15 protein-coding genes are annotated in these 14,812 nt (G+C 50.1%); 7 read left to right on the top strand and 8 right to left on the bottom strand.

Annotated features, from left to right (window positions below; translation table 11 throughout):
- Positions 1 to 298 precede the first annotated feature (298 nt).
- Positions 299 to 1,084: an SDR family oxidoreductase gene (locus GA003_04385; GenBank protein ID QXD29219.1), complete on the bottom strand. Its 786-nt coding sequence runs from the start codon at positions 1,082 to 1,084 to the stop codon at positions 299 to 301.
- A 142-nt stretch (positions 1,085 to 1,226) separates the two neighbouring features.
- Between GA003_04385 and GA003_04380 the strand changes: the two genes are divergently transcribed.
- From GA003_04380 to GA003_04365, 4 genes are read left to right on the top strand one after another with little or no spacing between them, the layout of a single operon-like run.
- Positions 1,227 to 2,687 (top strand): sulfatase-like hydrolase/transferase, encoded by a 1,461-nt coding sequence (locus tag GA003_04380; protein QXD29218.1) that lies wholly within the window; start codon positions 1,227 to 1,229, stop codon positions 2,685 to 2,687.
- Positions 2,688 to 2,689: 2 nt separating this feature from the next.
- Positions 2,690 to 3,673, top strand: a complete 984-nt coding sequence (locus GA003_04375) for a tripartite tricarboxylate transporter substrate binding protein (protein QXD29217.1) — start codon at positions 2,690 to 2,692, stop codon at positions 3,671 to 3,673.
- Positions 3,674 to 3,682: 9 nt separating this feature from the next.
- Positions 3,683 to 5,200 carry a tripartite tricarboxylate transporter permease gene (locus tag GA003_04370; GenBank protein QXD29216.1) on the top strand — a complete coding sequence of 506 codons (1,518 nt, stop codon included), beginning with the start codon at positions 3,683 to 3,685 and terminating at the stop codon, positions 5,198 to 5,200.
- Positions 5,193 to 5,660: a tripartite tricarboxylate transporter TctB family protein gene (locus tag GA003_04365; GenBank protein ID QXD29215.1), complete on the top strand. Its 468-nt coding sequence runs from the start codon at positions 5,193 to 5,195 to the stop codon at positions 5,658 to 5,660. The genes GA003_04370 and GA003_04365 overlap by 8 nt, the downstream gene beginning before the upstream one ends.
- A 157-nt stretch (positions 5,661 to 5,817) precedes the next feature.
- On the opposite strand, the gene GA003_04360 is transcribed toward GA003_04365, so the two are convergent.
- The gene (locus GA003_04360) at positions 5,818 to 6,636 is read right to left on the bottom strand and encodes a sugar phosphate isomerase/epimerase (protein ID QXD29214.1); all 819 of its coding nucleotides are present in this window, start codon (positions 6,634 to 6,636) and stop codon (positions 5,818 to 5,820) included.
- 102 nt (positions 6,637 to 6,738) lie between these two features.
- Here GA003_04360 and GA003_04355 point away from each other — a divergent pair, with 102 nt between their 5' ends.
- The gene (locus GA003_04355; protein QXD29213.1) at positions 6,739 to 7,047 is read left to right on the top strand and encodes a hypothetical protein; all 309 of its coding nucleotides are present in this window, start codon (positions 6,739 to 6,741) and stop codon (positions 7,045 to 7,047) included.
- A gap of 12 nt (positions 7,048 to 7,059) precedes the next feature.
- Here the strand turns inward: GA003_04355 and GA003_04350 are convergent, their stop codons facing one another.
- Together GA003_04350 and GA003_04345 are read right to left on the bottom strand one after the other, a co-directional pair.
- Positions 7,060 to 8,460: a sulfatase gene (locus tag GA003_04350; GenBank protein ID QXD29212.1), complete on the bottom strand. Its 1,401-nt coding sequence runs from the start codon at positions 8,458 to 8,460 to the stop codon at positions 7,060 to 7,062.
- Positions 8,461 to 8,520: 60 nt separating this feature from the next.
- Complete coding sequence (locus tag GA003_04345) at positions 8,521 to 9,519, bottom strand: hypothetical protein (GenBank protein ID QXD29211.1); 999 nt, start codon at positions 9,517 to 9,519, stop codon at positions 8,521 to 8,523.
- Positions 9,520 to 9,962: 443 nt separating this feature from the next.
- On the opposite strand from GA003_04345, the gene GA003_04340 reads away from it, so the two are divergent.
- Positions 9,963 to 10,781: a DUF4159 domain-containing protein gene (locus tag GA003_04340; GenBank protein QXD30338.1), complete on the top strand. Its 819-nt coding sequence runs from the start codon at positions 9,963 to 9,965 to the stop codon at positions 10,779 to 10,781.
- 262 nt (positions 10,782 to 11,043) lie between these two features.
- Here GA003_04340 and GA003_04335 read toward each other — a convergent pair whose 3' ends face one another.
- Genes GA003_04335 through GA003_04325 form a run of 3 tightly spaced genes read right to left on the bottom strand, consistent with a single transcriptional unit; the run spans position 11,044 to position 12,965 of the window.
- A complete protein-coding gene (locus tag GA003_04335) occupies positions 11,044 to 11,460 on the bottom strand; it encodes a hypothetical protein (protein ID QXD29210.1) in 417 nt (138 codons plus the stop codon).
- A gap of 39 nt (positions 11,461 to 11,499) precedes the next feature.
- Complete coding sequence (locus GA003_04330) at positions 11,500 to 11,724, bottom strand: hypothetical protein (GenBank protein QXD29209.1); 225 nt, start codon at positions 11,722 to 11,724, stop codon at positions 11,500 to 11,502.
- Between the two features lie 59 nt (positions 11,725 to 11,783).
- Positions 11,784 to 12,965, bottom strand: a complete 1,182-nt coding sequence (locus GA003_04325; GenBank protein ID QXD29208.1) for an aldo/keto reductase — start codon at positions 12,963 to 12,965, stop codon at positions 11,784 to 11,786.
- Between the two features lie 133 nt (positions 12,966 to 13,098).
- Between GA003_04325 and GA003_04320 the strand changes: the two genes are divergently transcribed.
- A complete protein-coding gene (locus GA003_04320) occupies positions 13,099 to 14,301 on the top strand; it encodes a DUF1343 domain-containing protein (GenBank protein QXD29207.1) in 1,203 nt (400 codons plus the stop codon).
- On the opposite strand, the gene GA003_04315 is transcribed toward GA003_04320, so the two are convergent.
- Positions 14,298 to 14,708, bottom strand: a complete 411-nt coding sequence (locus GA003_04315) for a cupin domain-containing protein (GenBank protein QXD29206.1) — start codon at positions 14,706 to 14,708, stop codon at positions 14,298 to 14,300. The two genes, GA003_04320 and GA003_04315, sit on opposite strands and share 4 nt — an antisense overlap.
- Between the last annotated feature and the right edge of the window lie 104 nt (positions 14,709 to 14,812).

Here is a 14,812-nt window from a genome sequence, read left to right as displayed (position 1 = left end):
TCTTCACTAGCTAACACAGACAAGGTGAATAGAAGTCGACCGTTGACCAAAAAGGTGTACACTTTCCGAGGAAGCTTGTAAAACCAGGCCCTTCAGCAGGAGTTAATGAAAACCTCTCTCTTACTCTTACTCTTTGTAATCTTCGAGAATTTAAAAACCTGGGCCTTCACATGAGCATCCTCCCTATGGATACATTCATAAATCTCAAAGATTAACCAGACATCAAGACTGCCTATGAATTGGCAGAAAGCAGGAGGAGGAGTATGAGGACGAGGAAGAAGAGATTTAGGAGAATAACCTACCCCAAATACGACCCACCGTTCACATGCATAGCCTGTCCAGTTACATGGTCTGCATCTTCAGAACACAGGAATGAAACCATCGCCGCGATATCCTTTACCTCTGCCAATCGCCCCTTGGGAATAGTCCCGACCAGTTCTTCAAAAAACTCCTCGGGGCTCGTACCGTCTCGTTGCTCCACGTGCTTGGCCGTGGCATCGAGCATGGGTGTCCTAATGTGCCCGGGGCAAATAGCATTCACATTGATATTATGTTTTCCAAACTCAACCGCCAAGGACCGAGTCAAACCAAGCAATCCAGCCTTCGCCGTGCAGTAGCCAACGTCTTCTCCGTAGGCGATGAACGCCATAACAGATGATATATTTACGATCCTCCCCCACCCATTCGCCTTCATATCTGGCGCCGTGGCTCGAGCACAAAGCAGCGAACCAGTCAGCATGACATCGAGACTCTTTTGCCAACCACTGAGGTCCTCACTTAACGCAGGTGTCGAAGCAAACAGGCCTGCATTATTTATAAGCACAGACACCGCTCCCATCTCCTGGTGCACCTTGGCTATTGCAGCCAGAACACTGACTTCCGAAGACACATCTGCCTGAACGGCTATAACCTTAGCCCCTCCGGTTTCGAGCTCATCAGCGGTTTCCAGAGCCGCTGCTTCATCCAGATCAGAGATGACAACACCAGCGCCATCAGCAATCAGACGCTCCGCAATACCACGCCCGATACCGCGAGCAGCGCCTGTAATGAATACAATGCGGTCCTGAAGGTCTCTATTACTCATGGAGAAGGACCCAATCGAAAGCCCACTCCAATGGCAAATGAATCAATGAAAGTATTCCCTAATAACTTAATCAGTTAAATAACCTTGCTGACACAGTTTGCCCATCCAGACTTTCTAACTACTCCCTGGCTTCTTTCCATTCATGAAACCCACCAACGTTCTCTTTTTCATGTCGGACCAGCATGCCCGACACATTACCGGCTGTTACGGAAACGACATCATTCGAACTCCACATATCGACAAGATCGCCGAGCGAGGGGCTCGCTACGATGCCGCCTATACGCCATGCCCCATCTGCGTACCAGCCAGAGCTTGTTTCGCAACCGGCCAATATACCCACAACAATAAATATTGGGACAATGCACACCCCTACGATGGCAAGGTCACTGGTTGGGGACATGAACTGATCGCCCGCGGACATCGGGTGGAATCGATTGGGAAACTTCATTATCAAGATGAGAAGAATGCGGACGGATTTTCTGAGCATCACATCCCACTCAACGTGGTGGATGGTACGGGCGATCCCCAGTCCAGCATCCGAGAAGACATACCTGTGCGCTCAGGCAATCATGAGGCCATCGCCGCGGCGGGCCCAGGCGATTCCAGTTACCTGGATTACGACCAGCAAATCGCGAACACGGCCTGCGACTGGCTCAAAGAGGCTGCCTCGAAAGACGACAAGCCATGGGTGCTCTTTGTATCTTTTGTCTGCCCGCACCCGCCTTACACCGCTCGACCTGAACACTTCGACTATTACCAGGAGCAGGACATGCCCTTCCCCTACCAAGGCTTGCAAGAAGAGTGGCCGGATAAACCGGCTCTTAACGAATTGAGGCGCGTTCTTGAAATCGATACACCCTTCAGCGTTGAAGAAACCAAACGTATCAGCTCTGCCTATTACGGCACCGTCAACAGTATGGACGATCGCATTGGCGAAGTCCTTAAAGCTCTGGAGCAGCATGGCTTCAATGACAGTACCCGGATCGTTTATACTTCAGACCACGGTGAGAGTCTTGGACAACGAGGACTGTATGGTAAGTTCACCATGCATGAAGACGCAGCTGCCATTCCGCTGGTTATGTCAGGGCCGGATATCCCCCAAGGATCGGTCGTGAATACACCCGTCACACTGGTTGATTTCCATTCCACTCTTTTGGAAATGGTTACCGGCGAGGAGGTATCCAAGGAAAACTCGGGCGATGGTCTCTCCTTAATGAAGATTCAAAATGGCGAGTCCACGGATCGATCCGTAATCAGTGAGTACCATGCCGTGGCCTCGAATTATGCCTGGTACCTGGTCCGAAAGGAAAACTACAAGCTCATCTGCTACCTGGATGCACCCAACGAGCTTTACGATGTCGTGAACGATCCGTTGGAATCAAACGATCTAGCCGAACTTCCGGAACATGCTGATCTGTTACAACCGATGGAAGGTGAGCTGCAGACATTCCTCGATCCTGAGGCCTGCGATGAAGAAGCAAAAGCAAGTCAGGCGGCCATCATCGAACGATTTGGAGGACGCGAGGCGGTAATGAATCGTGGTACATTCATCAACTCACCTGCACCGGGTGAAGACGCTGACTTCCTTCAGGAAGAGAAATAACCATGTTTACCCCACCCAAGCTTATCAGATTATGCGTCACGCTGGGCGTATTTATATTACTGATACTCGTAATCAAGCCCTTCACAGGCGACGGGAATCTCGAGGACAGCTACCCTGCAAAACCCATTAAGTTTATTGTGCCGTTCAAGCCCGGGGGCGGAAGTGATCGCATTGCCCGAGTCCTCGATAAGTTTACCGAAGCAGAATTTGGATCGGCGTTTATATTCGTCTACAAACCGGGAGGAGGCGGACACCTCGGGCTTCGTTTTCTGGCGAACTCGAAACCCGACGGCTACCTGCTCGCCACCTACAATACTCCCGACTTGGTGCTGGGGCACATGACGGGCATCGCCAACTACAATGGGGATGACCTCACCATTCTGGGGCAAGTGGCCTTCGACCCCAACGTATTTGCAACCAGCCTGGACAGTCCGTTTAATTCGATGAAGGAGTTTATGGACGAAGCCAGGCGGCAACCCGGTAAACTTCGTTTAGGCATTTCTCAACCCAAGGGCGGCAATCATCTGGCGACCCTGGCCATGCTTGAGGAACAGGAGATTGACGTCAGTGTGGTCATTTTCTCCGGTGGTACGGAAATGGCCAGCGCAGTGTTGGGTAAACAGGTGGATGCCGGCATTGGCGGATTGGCTCCTTTTCTCGGCTCCATGGAACAAACCAAATTTCTAGCGGTGTCCGGGGCCCAACGCATGAGCAAGATCCCAGATGTCCCCACCATGATCGAACAAGGCATTCCCATGAATTCGGGAACTGGTCGTGTCTTCCTCGCACCAGCGGGAATTGAAGCGTTCCAGGTTGAACGGCTCAAAGAAGGCCTGGAGAACATTTTCAACAACGAGGCATTTCAAGAGGAACTGAGAAAAATCGGAAACGCTCCGGCCTGGATGAGTGGCGAGGAAGTCACAGCCTACCTGAAGGATTTTGAAGTTAAGGCTCAACAGGTCTTGGAGAAGACCGGACTAAACTAAGTTGGTATTATGGATCTGCTCTTCTCCGGCTTTTTAGACATTCTCAACCTGCAGACGCTGTTGATTATGGGGCTAGCTATTGCCGGGGGCATTGTGGTGGGCACCCTACCGGGCCTCTCGTCCGTTATGGCCATCTCCCTCATGTTGCCGATTGCCTATGCCTTTGGACCGGTGACCGGTCTGGCCATGCTGGGAGCTATCTACACCGCCGCCTTATACGGAGGAGCCAATTCAGCCATACTTCTGAACACCCCGGGAACGCCATCTTCCTTACCCACGGCTTTTGATGGATTTCCACTTACACGCCAGGGCAAAGCGAACCGAGCACTCTATGCCGCCTTGTTTGCCTCCGTGCTGGGCGGACTCTTTGGGACTATAGTTCTGATTGTAGCCTTTGAACCTCTGGCAAATCTATCACTCAAGTTTGGTCCACCGGAGTTTTTCTGGCTGTCCTGCCTTGGGCTTTGCGCGGTTGCCGCTATATCGGAGGGGCAAGTATTGCGTGGGCTGCTAAGTGCTTGTCTTGGTTTGCTCATCGCTCTCATAGGACAAGATCCAGTTTCGGGGGATGTGCGTTTTACCTTCGGAATCTACCCACTGATTTCGGGGATCGAAGTCATCCCTGCCCTCCTCGGCTTATTTTCCTTATCTCAGGCCATGAAAATACTCGAGGCCAAGGGAAGCCACATTGCACCCTATCAGTCAGAGCCTCATTTGTTTAGTACACTCGTGACAAAATTCAGATCTGCATGGAGTGTCCTTTTGAGGAGTTCTATTGTGGGTAGTATCATCGGAATCCTCCCCGGCGCCGGTGGAGCGATCGCATCGATCATTGCTTATAACGAAGCACGCCGCATCTCGAAAGAGCCAGGCAAGTTCGGTAAAGGTGCTGTAGAAGGCATCATTGCATCTGAGTCAGCGAACAACTCTCAGGTATCCAGCAGTCTGGTTCCGATGATGGGCCTGGGCATTCCAGGGAATGTAAATGCGGCCGTCATCATGGGCGCACTGATGTCCTTCGGCATTCAGCCAGGCATGGGACTGCTCACAAACAGCTCAGATATCGCCTATGCCTTCATGGCTTCCCTCGTCGTATCCAACTTCTTATTACTAGGAATTGGTTACTACATGGTCAAGCTGACTGCACGCGTACTTTTGATTCCAAGTAACTACCTGGGGCCCGCAGTTATCGCTTTGTGTATCGTGGGTGCCTACGCGGCTACTTATGATATCTACGGAGTATGGGTGATGTTTGGAACGGGCCTACTAGGCTATGTCATGGTTCGGGTAGGTATACCAATCGGACCACTGGCTCTGGGGCTCGTCCTTGGACCCATTGCAGAAAAGGGGTTGGCCCAAAGCCTGCAAATGGCGGAAAGCGAAAGCAGCCTGCTCAGCTTTACGCTGTCCCGTCCGATCAGTGTAGCGCTTATTTTCTTATGTATTGCCGCCTTATTCGCGGCCCTATACGTGGAAAAGAAGACCCGACAGGCAGAAGGAAGAAAGGAGGAGCTAGCCAGTGACTAAACTTCACATTCATAGCAGTGATATCTTCATCGTTCTGGTGGGAGCAGCCGCATTGGCTTTTCGGAATCAAATAGCCGACATGCCCGCCCCCTTTGATGCCTACCCAAATCTCGTAACCGGTGCATTGATCCTCTTGGCCTTGGCCTGTCTGATTCAATCCCGCCTCAGTGAGGCTTCGGATGACAAGAAAAGCGAAAGCGCTTCACTACTAAAAGCGGTCCTTACGGTGGTCGGCATTGCCATCTACATTTTCGCTATCTCAAGGGTTGGCTATTTTGTTTCTTCGACCCTGTATCTGGTGATTCTGTTTCACCTTAAACGCTGGGGGAACTCAGACGAATTCCTCGAAACAAAACCGCTCATTGCTGATACCACGATCGCCATCGTGGTAGTCGTTAGTATCGCAATCGTTTTTAAACTGGCGCTGAATCTGGTGTTTCCGGAGGCGTGGCTGTTTTGATGACGGGTTGGACCCACCAGACTTCGACTGCCAAATAGAAAAGTAGAACAGGCTTCCAGCCTGTTTATCTTCAACAAGCCAAAATTAGCAGCCACATCAGACTGCTAATAGGAATTGCCTATCTCGGAACATACACAGGCAAGATGCCTGTGCTACTTTAATGCCCCATGTGCTCAGCGAAAAATGCCTTGGCACCTTCAACGAGCTCGGTCGGATCTTTTTGAAATTCTTTGCTATCGGTTTCGATCGCAATAACCCCCTTCCACGCTGTGCGTTTCATTTCGTCAAACAAGGGAACAAATCCAGCATGACCTTCGCCGATCAAGGTATCAATCGGAGTGAGTTTCCCATCCACTTCTTCGACCTTCTTGTCCTTGAAATGCATGTCTGCAACCCGGCCATTATAGCCCTTGTAGGTTTCCAACGGATTATGCCCCGCTGCTACTACCCAACCGATATCCATACATACGCCGATACGTTCATCACGCTCCGCTAAAACACCTCTAACCGTCGCCGGATCGCCATAGACAGTGCCGGTGCCGTGGTTATGAATGGCGAGCTTGATGTCGTACTCCTTTACCAGCTCCTCTAGATTGTCCCACTCATCCATATTCTTGGGTTCTACTATGACGACCTTCATGCCGAAAAGTTTGGCTACTTCGAAGAGCTTGCGGTTTTCTTCCTTGTCCATGGAGGTCCGACTAACACCGATGGAGTAAGCCACGACACCATGCTCCTCGAGAAAGGCTTTCTTCACCAGGTTCTCCGCTTCCGGAGCATTGGGATCGATATGACCTCGGAAAAATTCCACGTATTTGATGCCGCTCTTCTTCGCAAAAAGGACCGTCTCTTCGAAGGTCATATTGCGGCAAGTCCAGGACTGAAGCCCCAGTTTTACATCGGCTTGCTCAGCTTTTTCAGCAGCACACCCGATCAGTAGAATAGAAAGTAAAGAGAAGAGTAGGTAGTTTTTCATAAGGTAAAGAGAAGGAACAAAGACAACAGCTCCTGAGAGTGACAATCTAAAATATTTGGATCAGCCCTAGACAAAGCTGCACAACCCAGCGATAAGCATCTCATGAAAAAGACCTTTCCACTGGAAGCCCCCAACAAGAAAACCCCTCGCGTCATTGATTCGATCAAACATGAGGTGAACAAATACGTAAAGCGGGAGAGGAACAAAAAGCTACCAGAAGGCATGCACTATTGGGATTTTGACTGTCGGGTGGGCACAGATAGTGAGAGCGCTGAGACGACGCACATAAAAACGATCAGCAAGGCCATTGATAGTGTGACCGAAAGCCAATCAGGCTCTGTCTATGTGGAGGTTCAGGCAAAGGCTATGAAGCGAGGGCCAAAGAAAGTGCAGGGAGATAAAAAAGGATAGTCACCTCTTCCCCTACTTCTCCAAAATCATAGGCGTTGAAAACGTCAAGGTATAGGACTCACGCTGCTCAGATCCCTCGACTCCGTCGTTTCCGTACCGCTCGACGGCTTCAGCAGCCAGGCGTTGCATTTGTTTCAATACATCGGGATACTGGTCCGAAAGATCCGTTGTCTCCTGTAAATCGGACACCAAGTTTACCAGCTTGGCAGATCGTCCTTCAGAAAGGGGCACCGGAGTCGTCCAGTTCAAATGCGTCTCTCCCAATTCGAGATGGTATTTCCAATCCCCAGAACGCAAAGCCTGCAGTTGTCGACGACGGTAGTAGTAAAACACCTCATAAGGGGTAGATGCATTCTCGGCGCTATAGAGCAGCGGTTGGATGTCATACCCATCGATCGGAAGCGAAGGTCCTTCTGCTCCAGTGATGGCACAGAAAGTGGGAAGAAAATCCATCGTAGTTGCCAGCTCACTACAGCTACTTCCCGCAAGAATTTTACCGGGCCAGCGAATGATCATAGGGACTCGCATGCCTCCTTCCATTGTAGTTCCTTTTCTGCCAGCTAATGGGAGATTCGAACCTCCGTTGCGACCATTGGACCCATTATCGGACGTGAAGATCACAATCGTATCTTCAGCCAGGCTCAGACGATCAAGACAGTCGAGTATTTCGCCAGTCGACCAGTCAATCTCCTCGACCGAATCTCCATAGCGACCGTTGGCACTCTTATCCTTGAAAGCTGGGGATGCAAACAACGGCAAGTGCGGAAAGGTATGAGGCAGGTAGAGAAAGAACGGTTGATTTTGATTGGCCTCGATAAATTTTATCGTCTCTTCAGTGTAGCGCTTGGTGAGGGTGCTTTGATCGGCTGGCGCTTCGATCACCTTGTCGCCATGAACCAGTGGCAAAGGCGGATCCCCACGCTTGGCCTGCTGCATATCGTTTGAGTATGGAATACCATAGTAATAATCAAATCCATGCTTCGTCGGCAGATGCTCGGGCTGGTCGCCCAAGTGCCATTTACCAATACAGGCGGTCGCATAACCCTTTGTTTTCAGAGCTTCAGCGATCGTCAGCTCGTCATGGTGGAGACCGCGGCGACTACGAGGAATCAAAACCCAGTGGCCGGTAAAGTCTTCGTGCATATCCACTCGCCGGGCATAGCTGCCGGTCAACAAGCTGGCCCGAGATGGAGTACAGACAGGGCTGGAAGAATAAAACTCCGAGAACTGCATGCCTTCACTGGCCAGTCCATCAATACGAGGCGTTCGATTGACCTGAGATCCGTAGGTGCCCAAATCGCCATACCCCAGATCGTCACAAAAGATGAGAATAATGTTGGGCGTACTGGCTGATTGAAGAGGAACAACGGACGCAGCTATCAGGCAAAAGAAACAGAGAACTCGAAATAACATTCCCGAAGCAAAGCAGGCAGGAGTCGTTCGGGCAACTCCAAGGACAACTCATTTTTCCGATCAGCTATCGCCGGTTTCCTTTATTCGAAAAAATATTTGATCATAGCTTTCTGGGAGCTCCTCGCTTGTCTCTGTGGTTTCTCCCTGCGATTCGATACCGGCTTTCAACACAGACCAGTCTTTGAGATTTATCGAGCTCTCCACATCATAGAGACTGGCCAAGCGAGATTCCCATTTAAGGTAAAAGTCTAAGCGATTAAGGTTTAGATTAAACTCCTTTAATTTAGGTGCCTTCTCGGGAATTATAATGGGAAACAAATCGAGATCCTGCTCATCAAAATATTCCAAACGATTAGGAATGGTCGCCTCAATGGTCTCTTTTAATGAATCAGAAATTCGGTCCGGGCGATGACGTACCGCCAGCCAAACAAGAAACGTCTCAGCAACATCTTCTCGGGTAGAGTTATCCCGGGCATAGGTGGAAATAAAATCAGGATCCGCATTTTGAGTAGCTATCCACCCATCAGACTCGGCATGCTCCGCATCCAGTGATGTATGGGAAGCTTCATGAACCAGCGTTTCCTCCAGAATCCCATCGGAGATATAATCATCCGCCTGCTCGGTATGAATGAGCAGGTTGTTATTCCCTCCACCAAAGGGATTGTTTCCTTTGTGTATCCAAACGGTCTCCACATCTTTCAAAAGCACATTTGGCAAACGACCGATCACTGGCGCGAAGCGAAGCGCTTCCACCCGAGCAGCTTCTACCGTTTCAAACTCCGGGTTGACCTGAATTTCAATGGACTTGTCTCCTAAGTAATGGGCATTGAACAGAAAGGCATTGTAGGTAACAAAAGCCGCCGGCCGACGATCAAACATCAGGCGATCATCCTGCCCTGCATCTTCCAACTCGAGATAGGTGGTCGGATCACTCGGGAATATAATATCGGGATCTAGGAAGATAGTCCCCGTGAACGGGGGTGCCGCTGAAAGCCACGAACAGCTGATAACGAGACAGAGCAGAATTTGGATGGCGTGTTTCAATTTCGTAGTATTCAACACCTAGAAAGAGTTCTGGCAAACCCTGCTTATTCCTCGGAGCTCCCGTAATTTTACCCAAGTGTTTCAAAAAGCCGTTCCGAGCTTGCGGCATCAATCAATGTGATGAAAAGCAAGGCGCAGATTGCAAGTCCGTGCGGGAGCGTAGATAACTACGTGACCAAACGGATTGCAGGCTGGTTCCGAGGAGTGAAACGACGACAAGACCGGATCCGAAGGAGACCGGAACATCGCAGCATTTCGCGCATGTCGATTTTAGTCTTCGAAGGTGTGCTTATGTAAATTCACTTTGTGTGAGGCCGAGGAAAATAGAACTATATTTCGTAACTTATTGTATTTTAATATTATACATCTTGCACTTTTGAAGGCGATTGAAAGGTTTGGGGTTAGTCTTTTACCCGAAGCGGTATCTGCTGCTAAATGAGCCGTTCTTCAACATCTCCATGTTTTCGATTCGCAACGTATTATTGATACTAGGACTACTCCTGGTCCTGACCGGCATTATGCTGGCTCAGCGCCGTGGCGGTGGTGGCTTCCGACGGGGCTATCCAGACCGTAGCGAATTCCCCATGTGGGAGAATACTCCTGGATTTGAAGAGGATGTGTTCACTTTTGCTCGGATCAAGTACAGGCCTCACTATAGGCGGGGCTGGGATGGCGACTATCCTGAGGCCGACTGGAACATCTCTTACCGCTTACAGGAACTCACCTCACTGAAGACGAATCCGCATCCGGTCTACCTGGAGTTAACCGACCCTGATCTCGTCAAATATCCCTTTATATTCATCATCGCTCCTCGTTCGGTAGTCTTTACAGATGCAGAGGCCCAAGCACTGAGGAGCCATCTGCTCAATGGTGGCTTCCTCATGGTGGATGAATTCTGGGGAAGCGAACAATGGGACCACTTCTACCTCCAAATGAAGCGCGTGTTCCCTGAGCTGGAGCCGCGGGAACTAGATCTGGATCACCCGATATTTCACAATGTCTACGACCTGCGTCATAAACCGCAAACTGTGGCCATCCACATATGGCAACAAGGTCTAAGTTATCACCCGCTCGATGGAACGGAGAAAGATAACGCCCCCCACTACTATGGTTTCTTTGACAAGAGGGGTCGCATGATGGCCATCCTTTGCCACAACAATGACCTGGTTGACGGTTGGGAGCGAGAAGGTGAAGACATCGAGTATTTCAGGAAATACTCAGACAAGAATTCCTATCCTATGGGTATCAACATCATCTTCTACGCGATGACGCATTAGGACGGATCTCACTCTTCCCTCGGCTGCAGCTCTCCAAGAAACCCATACCCCTCAGGTCCATAACCAGGGACACTATAATAATCCCCTCGTCTTTGGTTGCTTCCACGACCACATTTGAATCGATTCGTCCAATAGAAATCTCCCATACCAGCAGGCATCTCTAGAGAGGAAACATCTGCATGCTCAAATAAGTTGTAATGAAATTCTCTAAGCCCTTCAAGTTCGAGATTGCCGAGCCCATCGAAATGGTAATTCCCCGGTCTTAAATCTCGTCCCAGCAATCGTCTCCAAACGAGAGCCTCATTCCTGGAGAGATTGCGACCATTGATAAAGAAACGAGAGTCCCCTTTTCAGCTACCCGCCAACATGGACCATACTGATGCCCTGGACGCAAATAGCCAAAGGCATCAAACCCCACCGCGCCGTATAGACCACTGACGGGGTCATACCAATAATTGCCTGGTAGCGGATAATGACGATATTGTTTAAAGAAATCTTCTAGCTGCTTTCGTTCTAAAAGCATCCCATTGAATACAACGGCCTGCGTGCCCCCGGGACCCGACTGCACGTAATTGGCTGCGGCAGAAGATGTTTCCCCCTGCATTTCCAAGGCGTAGGTTCTGGCCGTGGTAGGATCCGGCAAAGCACCCCAAGTGATGTTCACCAAACTCAATTCCATGTAAGGACCATTTCGAGCTACTGAAACACGTATCGGTTTTCACAGCACCTGCCCTTCAAGGAATCCACCCTGATCAAAACACTCTACCTGATACACTTCCCCTTCCACTCTCAAGGTGCCGGAATATAATCCATCTACTTCTTTGAGAGTAATCACAATCCCGTCGCGATTGTCGGGAGCGTAGAATGTTCCTAAGAATGCATGGCCCGTCAGACTGAAAAGCAAAATGACTAACACCGACATCTGGATGGCTCGACTTTTCATAGGACTAAAAAGTGAATTCATCTAGAGTAATCCTTAAAAAAAACTGACAACGCAACTACTCAGCCTCTGACTGCGTGTTTACTCTTTCCGGTCAACGCAGCATTGCTACGAATCATCGCTTCACTGGTCATGGCCGAAATACAGGCCGCAATGTGCGGATTTCGAAGTCCCCAAATATAAGCCTTTTCGGCGATGTGCATGTCGCCAGGTACCAGCTTATGCATCTTCTCAACCAACCCAGGCAAGGGATCCACCTCGCCTCCACGATCCGGGTGTGGAGCACGAGCAACTTTCATAGCGACAATCCCCAGGTCCTTTTCGTGAGCGTATTCCAATGCGGAGGTCATCCAGGCCTCATTGGAAATATTGTAGGCGACCATCGCCATATCGTAGTATTTTGAATCGGCGGCGGCACGCGCAATAAAAGCAGGATCATTGTGAGCTGAGACTCCAAGAAAGCGTACCTTGCCCTGTCGTTTAAGAATATCCACCGCTTCGAGAAGCTCGGGGCATTCAAGATGCTTGGCATGGGTTGCACCATGAGCGGCAAATAGAATATCCACATGGTCGGTGCCCATGTTCTTCAGGCTCGATTCAAGTTCGGTAATCAGTCCTTGCGTCATGCCGCGACGAATATCGTCTGTTAAACGATCACCATACCAATCTTCAAGCACGTCATCGCGCAACAGTTTCTCTGCTTCGGTGACTTGCCAGGTGCCGTAATTGCACAGGTAGTATTCTTCAAAAACGCCTCGCTCTTTGATTCGCGCTCCAATCTCAGAGCGAACACGTGCTTGTTCGCGAACATTCAAAGATTCCCAAATGGCCGTGTAGGGCTTTGCCCGAGCTTGCTTGAGCCACATACTGGTCTTTGAGGTCAGAAAGACGCGATCGCGCTTTGAAGAGGTATTGATCACATTGGCAACTCCTCGCTCACTGCCTCCGCGCCGGTAATTCGATGCTGTATCGATATAATTGATACCAAGATCGATTCCTGCTTCCAAAAACTCCCAGCGACCGGGCTGCTCATCCACCGCGAGACCTCCCACAACAATTTCCGATACCATCAATTCGGTTCTCCCAAGGCGCCGATAAGCCATAGAACTCTTCCTATTCTTCCACTCGAAATTGGGACCCGGTTCATTTGCCCGTGCATGGGACAATTTTCCGGTTGCGGCCACGGCCGCGGTGGCGCCGGCGGCAGCGATAAAGGTTCTTCGGTTTATTTTAGAGTCATTCATTGGTTTAGGGGTGGGCATAGTAAAATCGACATTCGAATAAGCAGTCCTATAAATATGGTGCTGGAATTCACCCTAGCAATTAAAATCAGAGCGACAACCAGCCATTAATCCTTAAACACTCAGCCATTTCCTAATGAATCCAGTGCGATCAGGAATCGAAGTTGCGATCAAGGAAGCGTTCACCTTTCTCGAAAACAGCAGCGTCGGCATTTTGTGCAATCAAGTCTCCGTTGATTCAAACGGTGAGCATCTGGTCGACCTTCTCTCCAGCTACCAGAACTGCAGATTGAAAAGGATCTTCACCCCCGAACATGGATTCCGAGGCACTGCCCAGGATATGGAGGCCGTCGAGGATGAACGGCAGGGCGACCTCGAGGTCGTAAGTCTGTACGGCAGTGGCCCCGAAAGCTTAAGTCCAGACCCAGAACAACTGAAGGGTTTGGACATACTGGTCGTCGATCTACCTGATATAGGTACCCGCTATTATACCTATTCCCAGACGATGGCCTACTGCATGCAGGTGGCAGACACAACAGATACAAAGCTAATGGTTCTGGACCGTCCGAATCCGATCAACGGAGTAACAATCGAGGGATCTCCCTTAAAAAGCCCCTATCGTTCCTTTTGCGGCATCGGCCCCATTGCCAACCGCCATGGAATGACGCTGGGTGAACTCGCACTTCTGTTTCAAAAAGGATTCGGAGGCGGGGATGAAGCGATTGCGCCTCACTCGTGTGACTTGGAGGTCATTCAAGTCGAGGGCTGGCAGCGTGAGCTATACCTGGATGAAACAAGTATTCCCTGGGTGAAGCCTTCACCCAATATGCCAAGCCTAGATGCGGCCACCGTCTACCCCGGGACCTGTTTATTTGAAGCGACCAACCTATCGGAAGGACGAGGAACCGACGAAGCCTTTCTCTTACTCGGTGCTCCCTTTGCCAATGGAGAAGATTGGCTAAGTGCCCTTTCAGAACTCGAGCTGCCTATGGAGGGTGTTTCCATTGAACCAAGTACCTTCATTCCTAAATACCAAAAACATGCAGGAGAGACGTGCCAGGGTATTCGAATCACAGTAGAAGATCGAACGCACCTTCGGAGTTATCGACTTGGCATTCTACTGTTAGTCGCTGCCGCCAGAGCCTTCCCCAATGAGTTCCAATGGAGAAAAGATCCCTACGAGTTCATCAAGGACGTTCCAGCAATCGACCTGCTTTATGGAGGATCAACGCTGAGGGACGTGATTGAAGGCCGGAGTTCGCTGGAGCAAGTATTTGAAGAATTGGAAACCTTCGAGGACTGGTATGGTGAAGCGCGGCAACCGTTCTTGATCTATTAAGATTTCGCCCGCTTACCCAAGGTCGGTTCCCAAATGCCTTCCACGTTTTCAACTGAGGCTTCACCCGACCAAGGTGGCATAGTCACTACAACCGCTTCCAGTGATTTCTCTCCTAAAGAGCGAAATTGAAAGATAGTGTTCTTAGGTATGGAAATACTGACACCCGGCTCAACTGAAACCAATTCTTCTCGGTCTCCCTGCTTCCGCCACATCTCACCCCTACCTGCAATAAAGTACCACATCTCTTCGAAGTCCGGGTGAATCTCAGCCGTGGAGGTCTCGCCAGCCGGTAACTCAAAGTGCGCCATATCACCGGAGCTCACGCGCAACAATTTCCTTACACGAGAACCGTCTGGTGCGAGTTCGTCCCAATCTTCAGGCAGCCGTTTAGTATCAAACTTGGACATCAGATAAATAAAGTAGCACAGGCAAGATGCCTGTGCTACTTTAGGGTAGGGTTAAATACCTTCTATTATTCAACTTGTTTAGCAGCTCGAACAGTTTTCGGTAT

The sequence above is a fragment of the Opitutia bacterium ISCC 52 genome (assembly GCA_014529675.2).
Lineage (GTDB): Bacteria > Verrucomicrobiota > Verrucomicrobiia > Opitutales > UBA2995 > UBA2995.
This window is presented reverse-complemented; position numbering and strand designations above follow the sequence as displayed.

Coding starts and splice junctions, on each gene's coding strand:
- GA003_04385 (QXD29219.1), bottom strand. CDS start 1,084: ATGAGTAATAGAGACCTTCAGGACCGCATTGTATTCATTACAGGCGCT.
- GA003_04380 (QXD29218.1), top strand. CDS start 1,227: ATGAAACCCACCAACGTTCTCTTTTTCATGTCGGACCAGCATGCCCGA.
- GA003_04375 (QXD29217.1), top strand. CDS start 2,690: ATGTTTACCCCACCCAAGCTTATCAGATTATGCGTCACGCTGGGCGTA.
- GA003_04370 (QXD29216.1), top strand. CDS start 3,683: ATGGATCTGCTCTTCTCCGGCTTTTTAGACATTCTCAACCTGCAGACG.
- GA003_04360 (QXD29214.1), bottom strand. CDS start 6,636: ATGAAAAACTACCTACTCTTCTCTTTACTTTCTATTCTACTGATCGGG.
- GA003_04355 (QXD29213.1), top strand. CDS start 6,739: ATGAAAAAGACCTTTCCACTGGAAGCCCCCAACAAGAAAACCCCTCGC.
- GA003_04350 (QXD29212.1), bottom strand. CDS start 8,460: ATGTTATTTCGAGTTCTCTGTTTCTTTTGCCTGATAGCTGCGTCCGTT.
- GA003_04340 (QXD30338.1), top strand. CDS start 9,963: ATGTTTTCGATTCGCAACGTATTATTGATACTAGGACTACTCCTGGTC.
- GA003_04335 (QXD29210.1), bottom strand. CDS start 11,460: ATGGAATTGAGTTTGGTGAACATCACTTGGGGTGCTTTGCCGGATCCT.
- GA003_04330 (QXD29209.1), bottom strand. CDS start 11,724: ATGAAAAGTCGAGCCATCCAGATGTCGGTGTTAGTCATTTTGCTTTTC.
- GA003_04325 (QXD29208.1), bottom strand. CDS start 12,965: ATGAATGACTCTAAAATAAACCGAAGAACCTTTATCGCTGCCGCCGGC.
- GA003_04320 (QXD29207.1), top strand. CDS start 13,099: ATGAATCCAGTGCGATCAGGAATCGAAGTTGCGATCAAGGAAGCGTTC.
- GA003_04315 (QXD29206.1), bottom strand. CDS start 14,708: ATGTCCAAGTTTGATACTAAACGGCTGCCTGAAGATTGGGACGAACTC.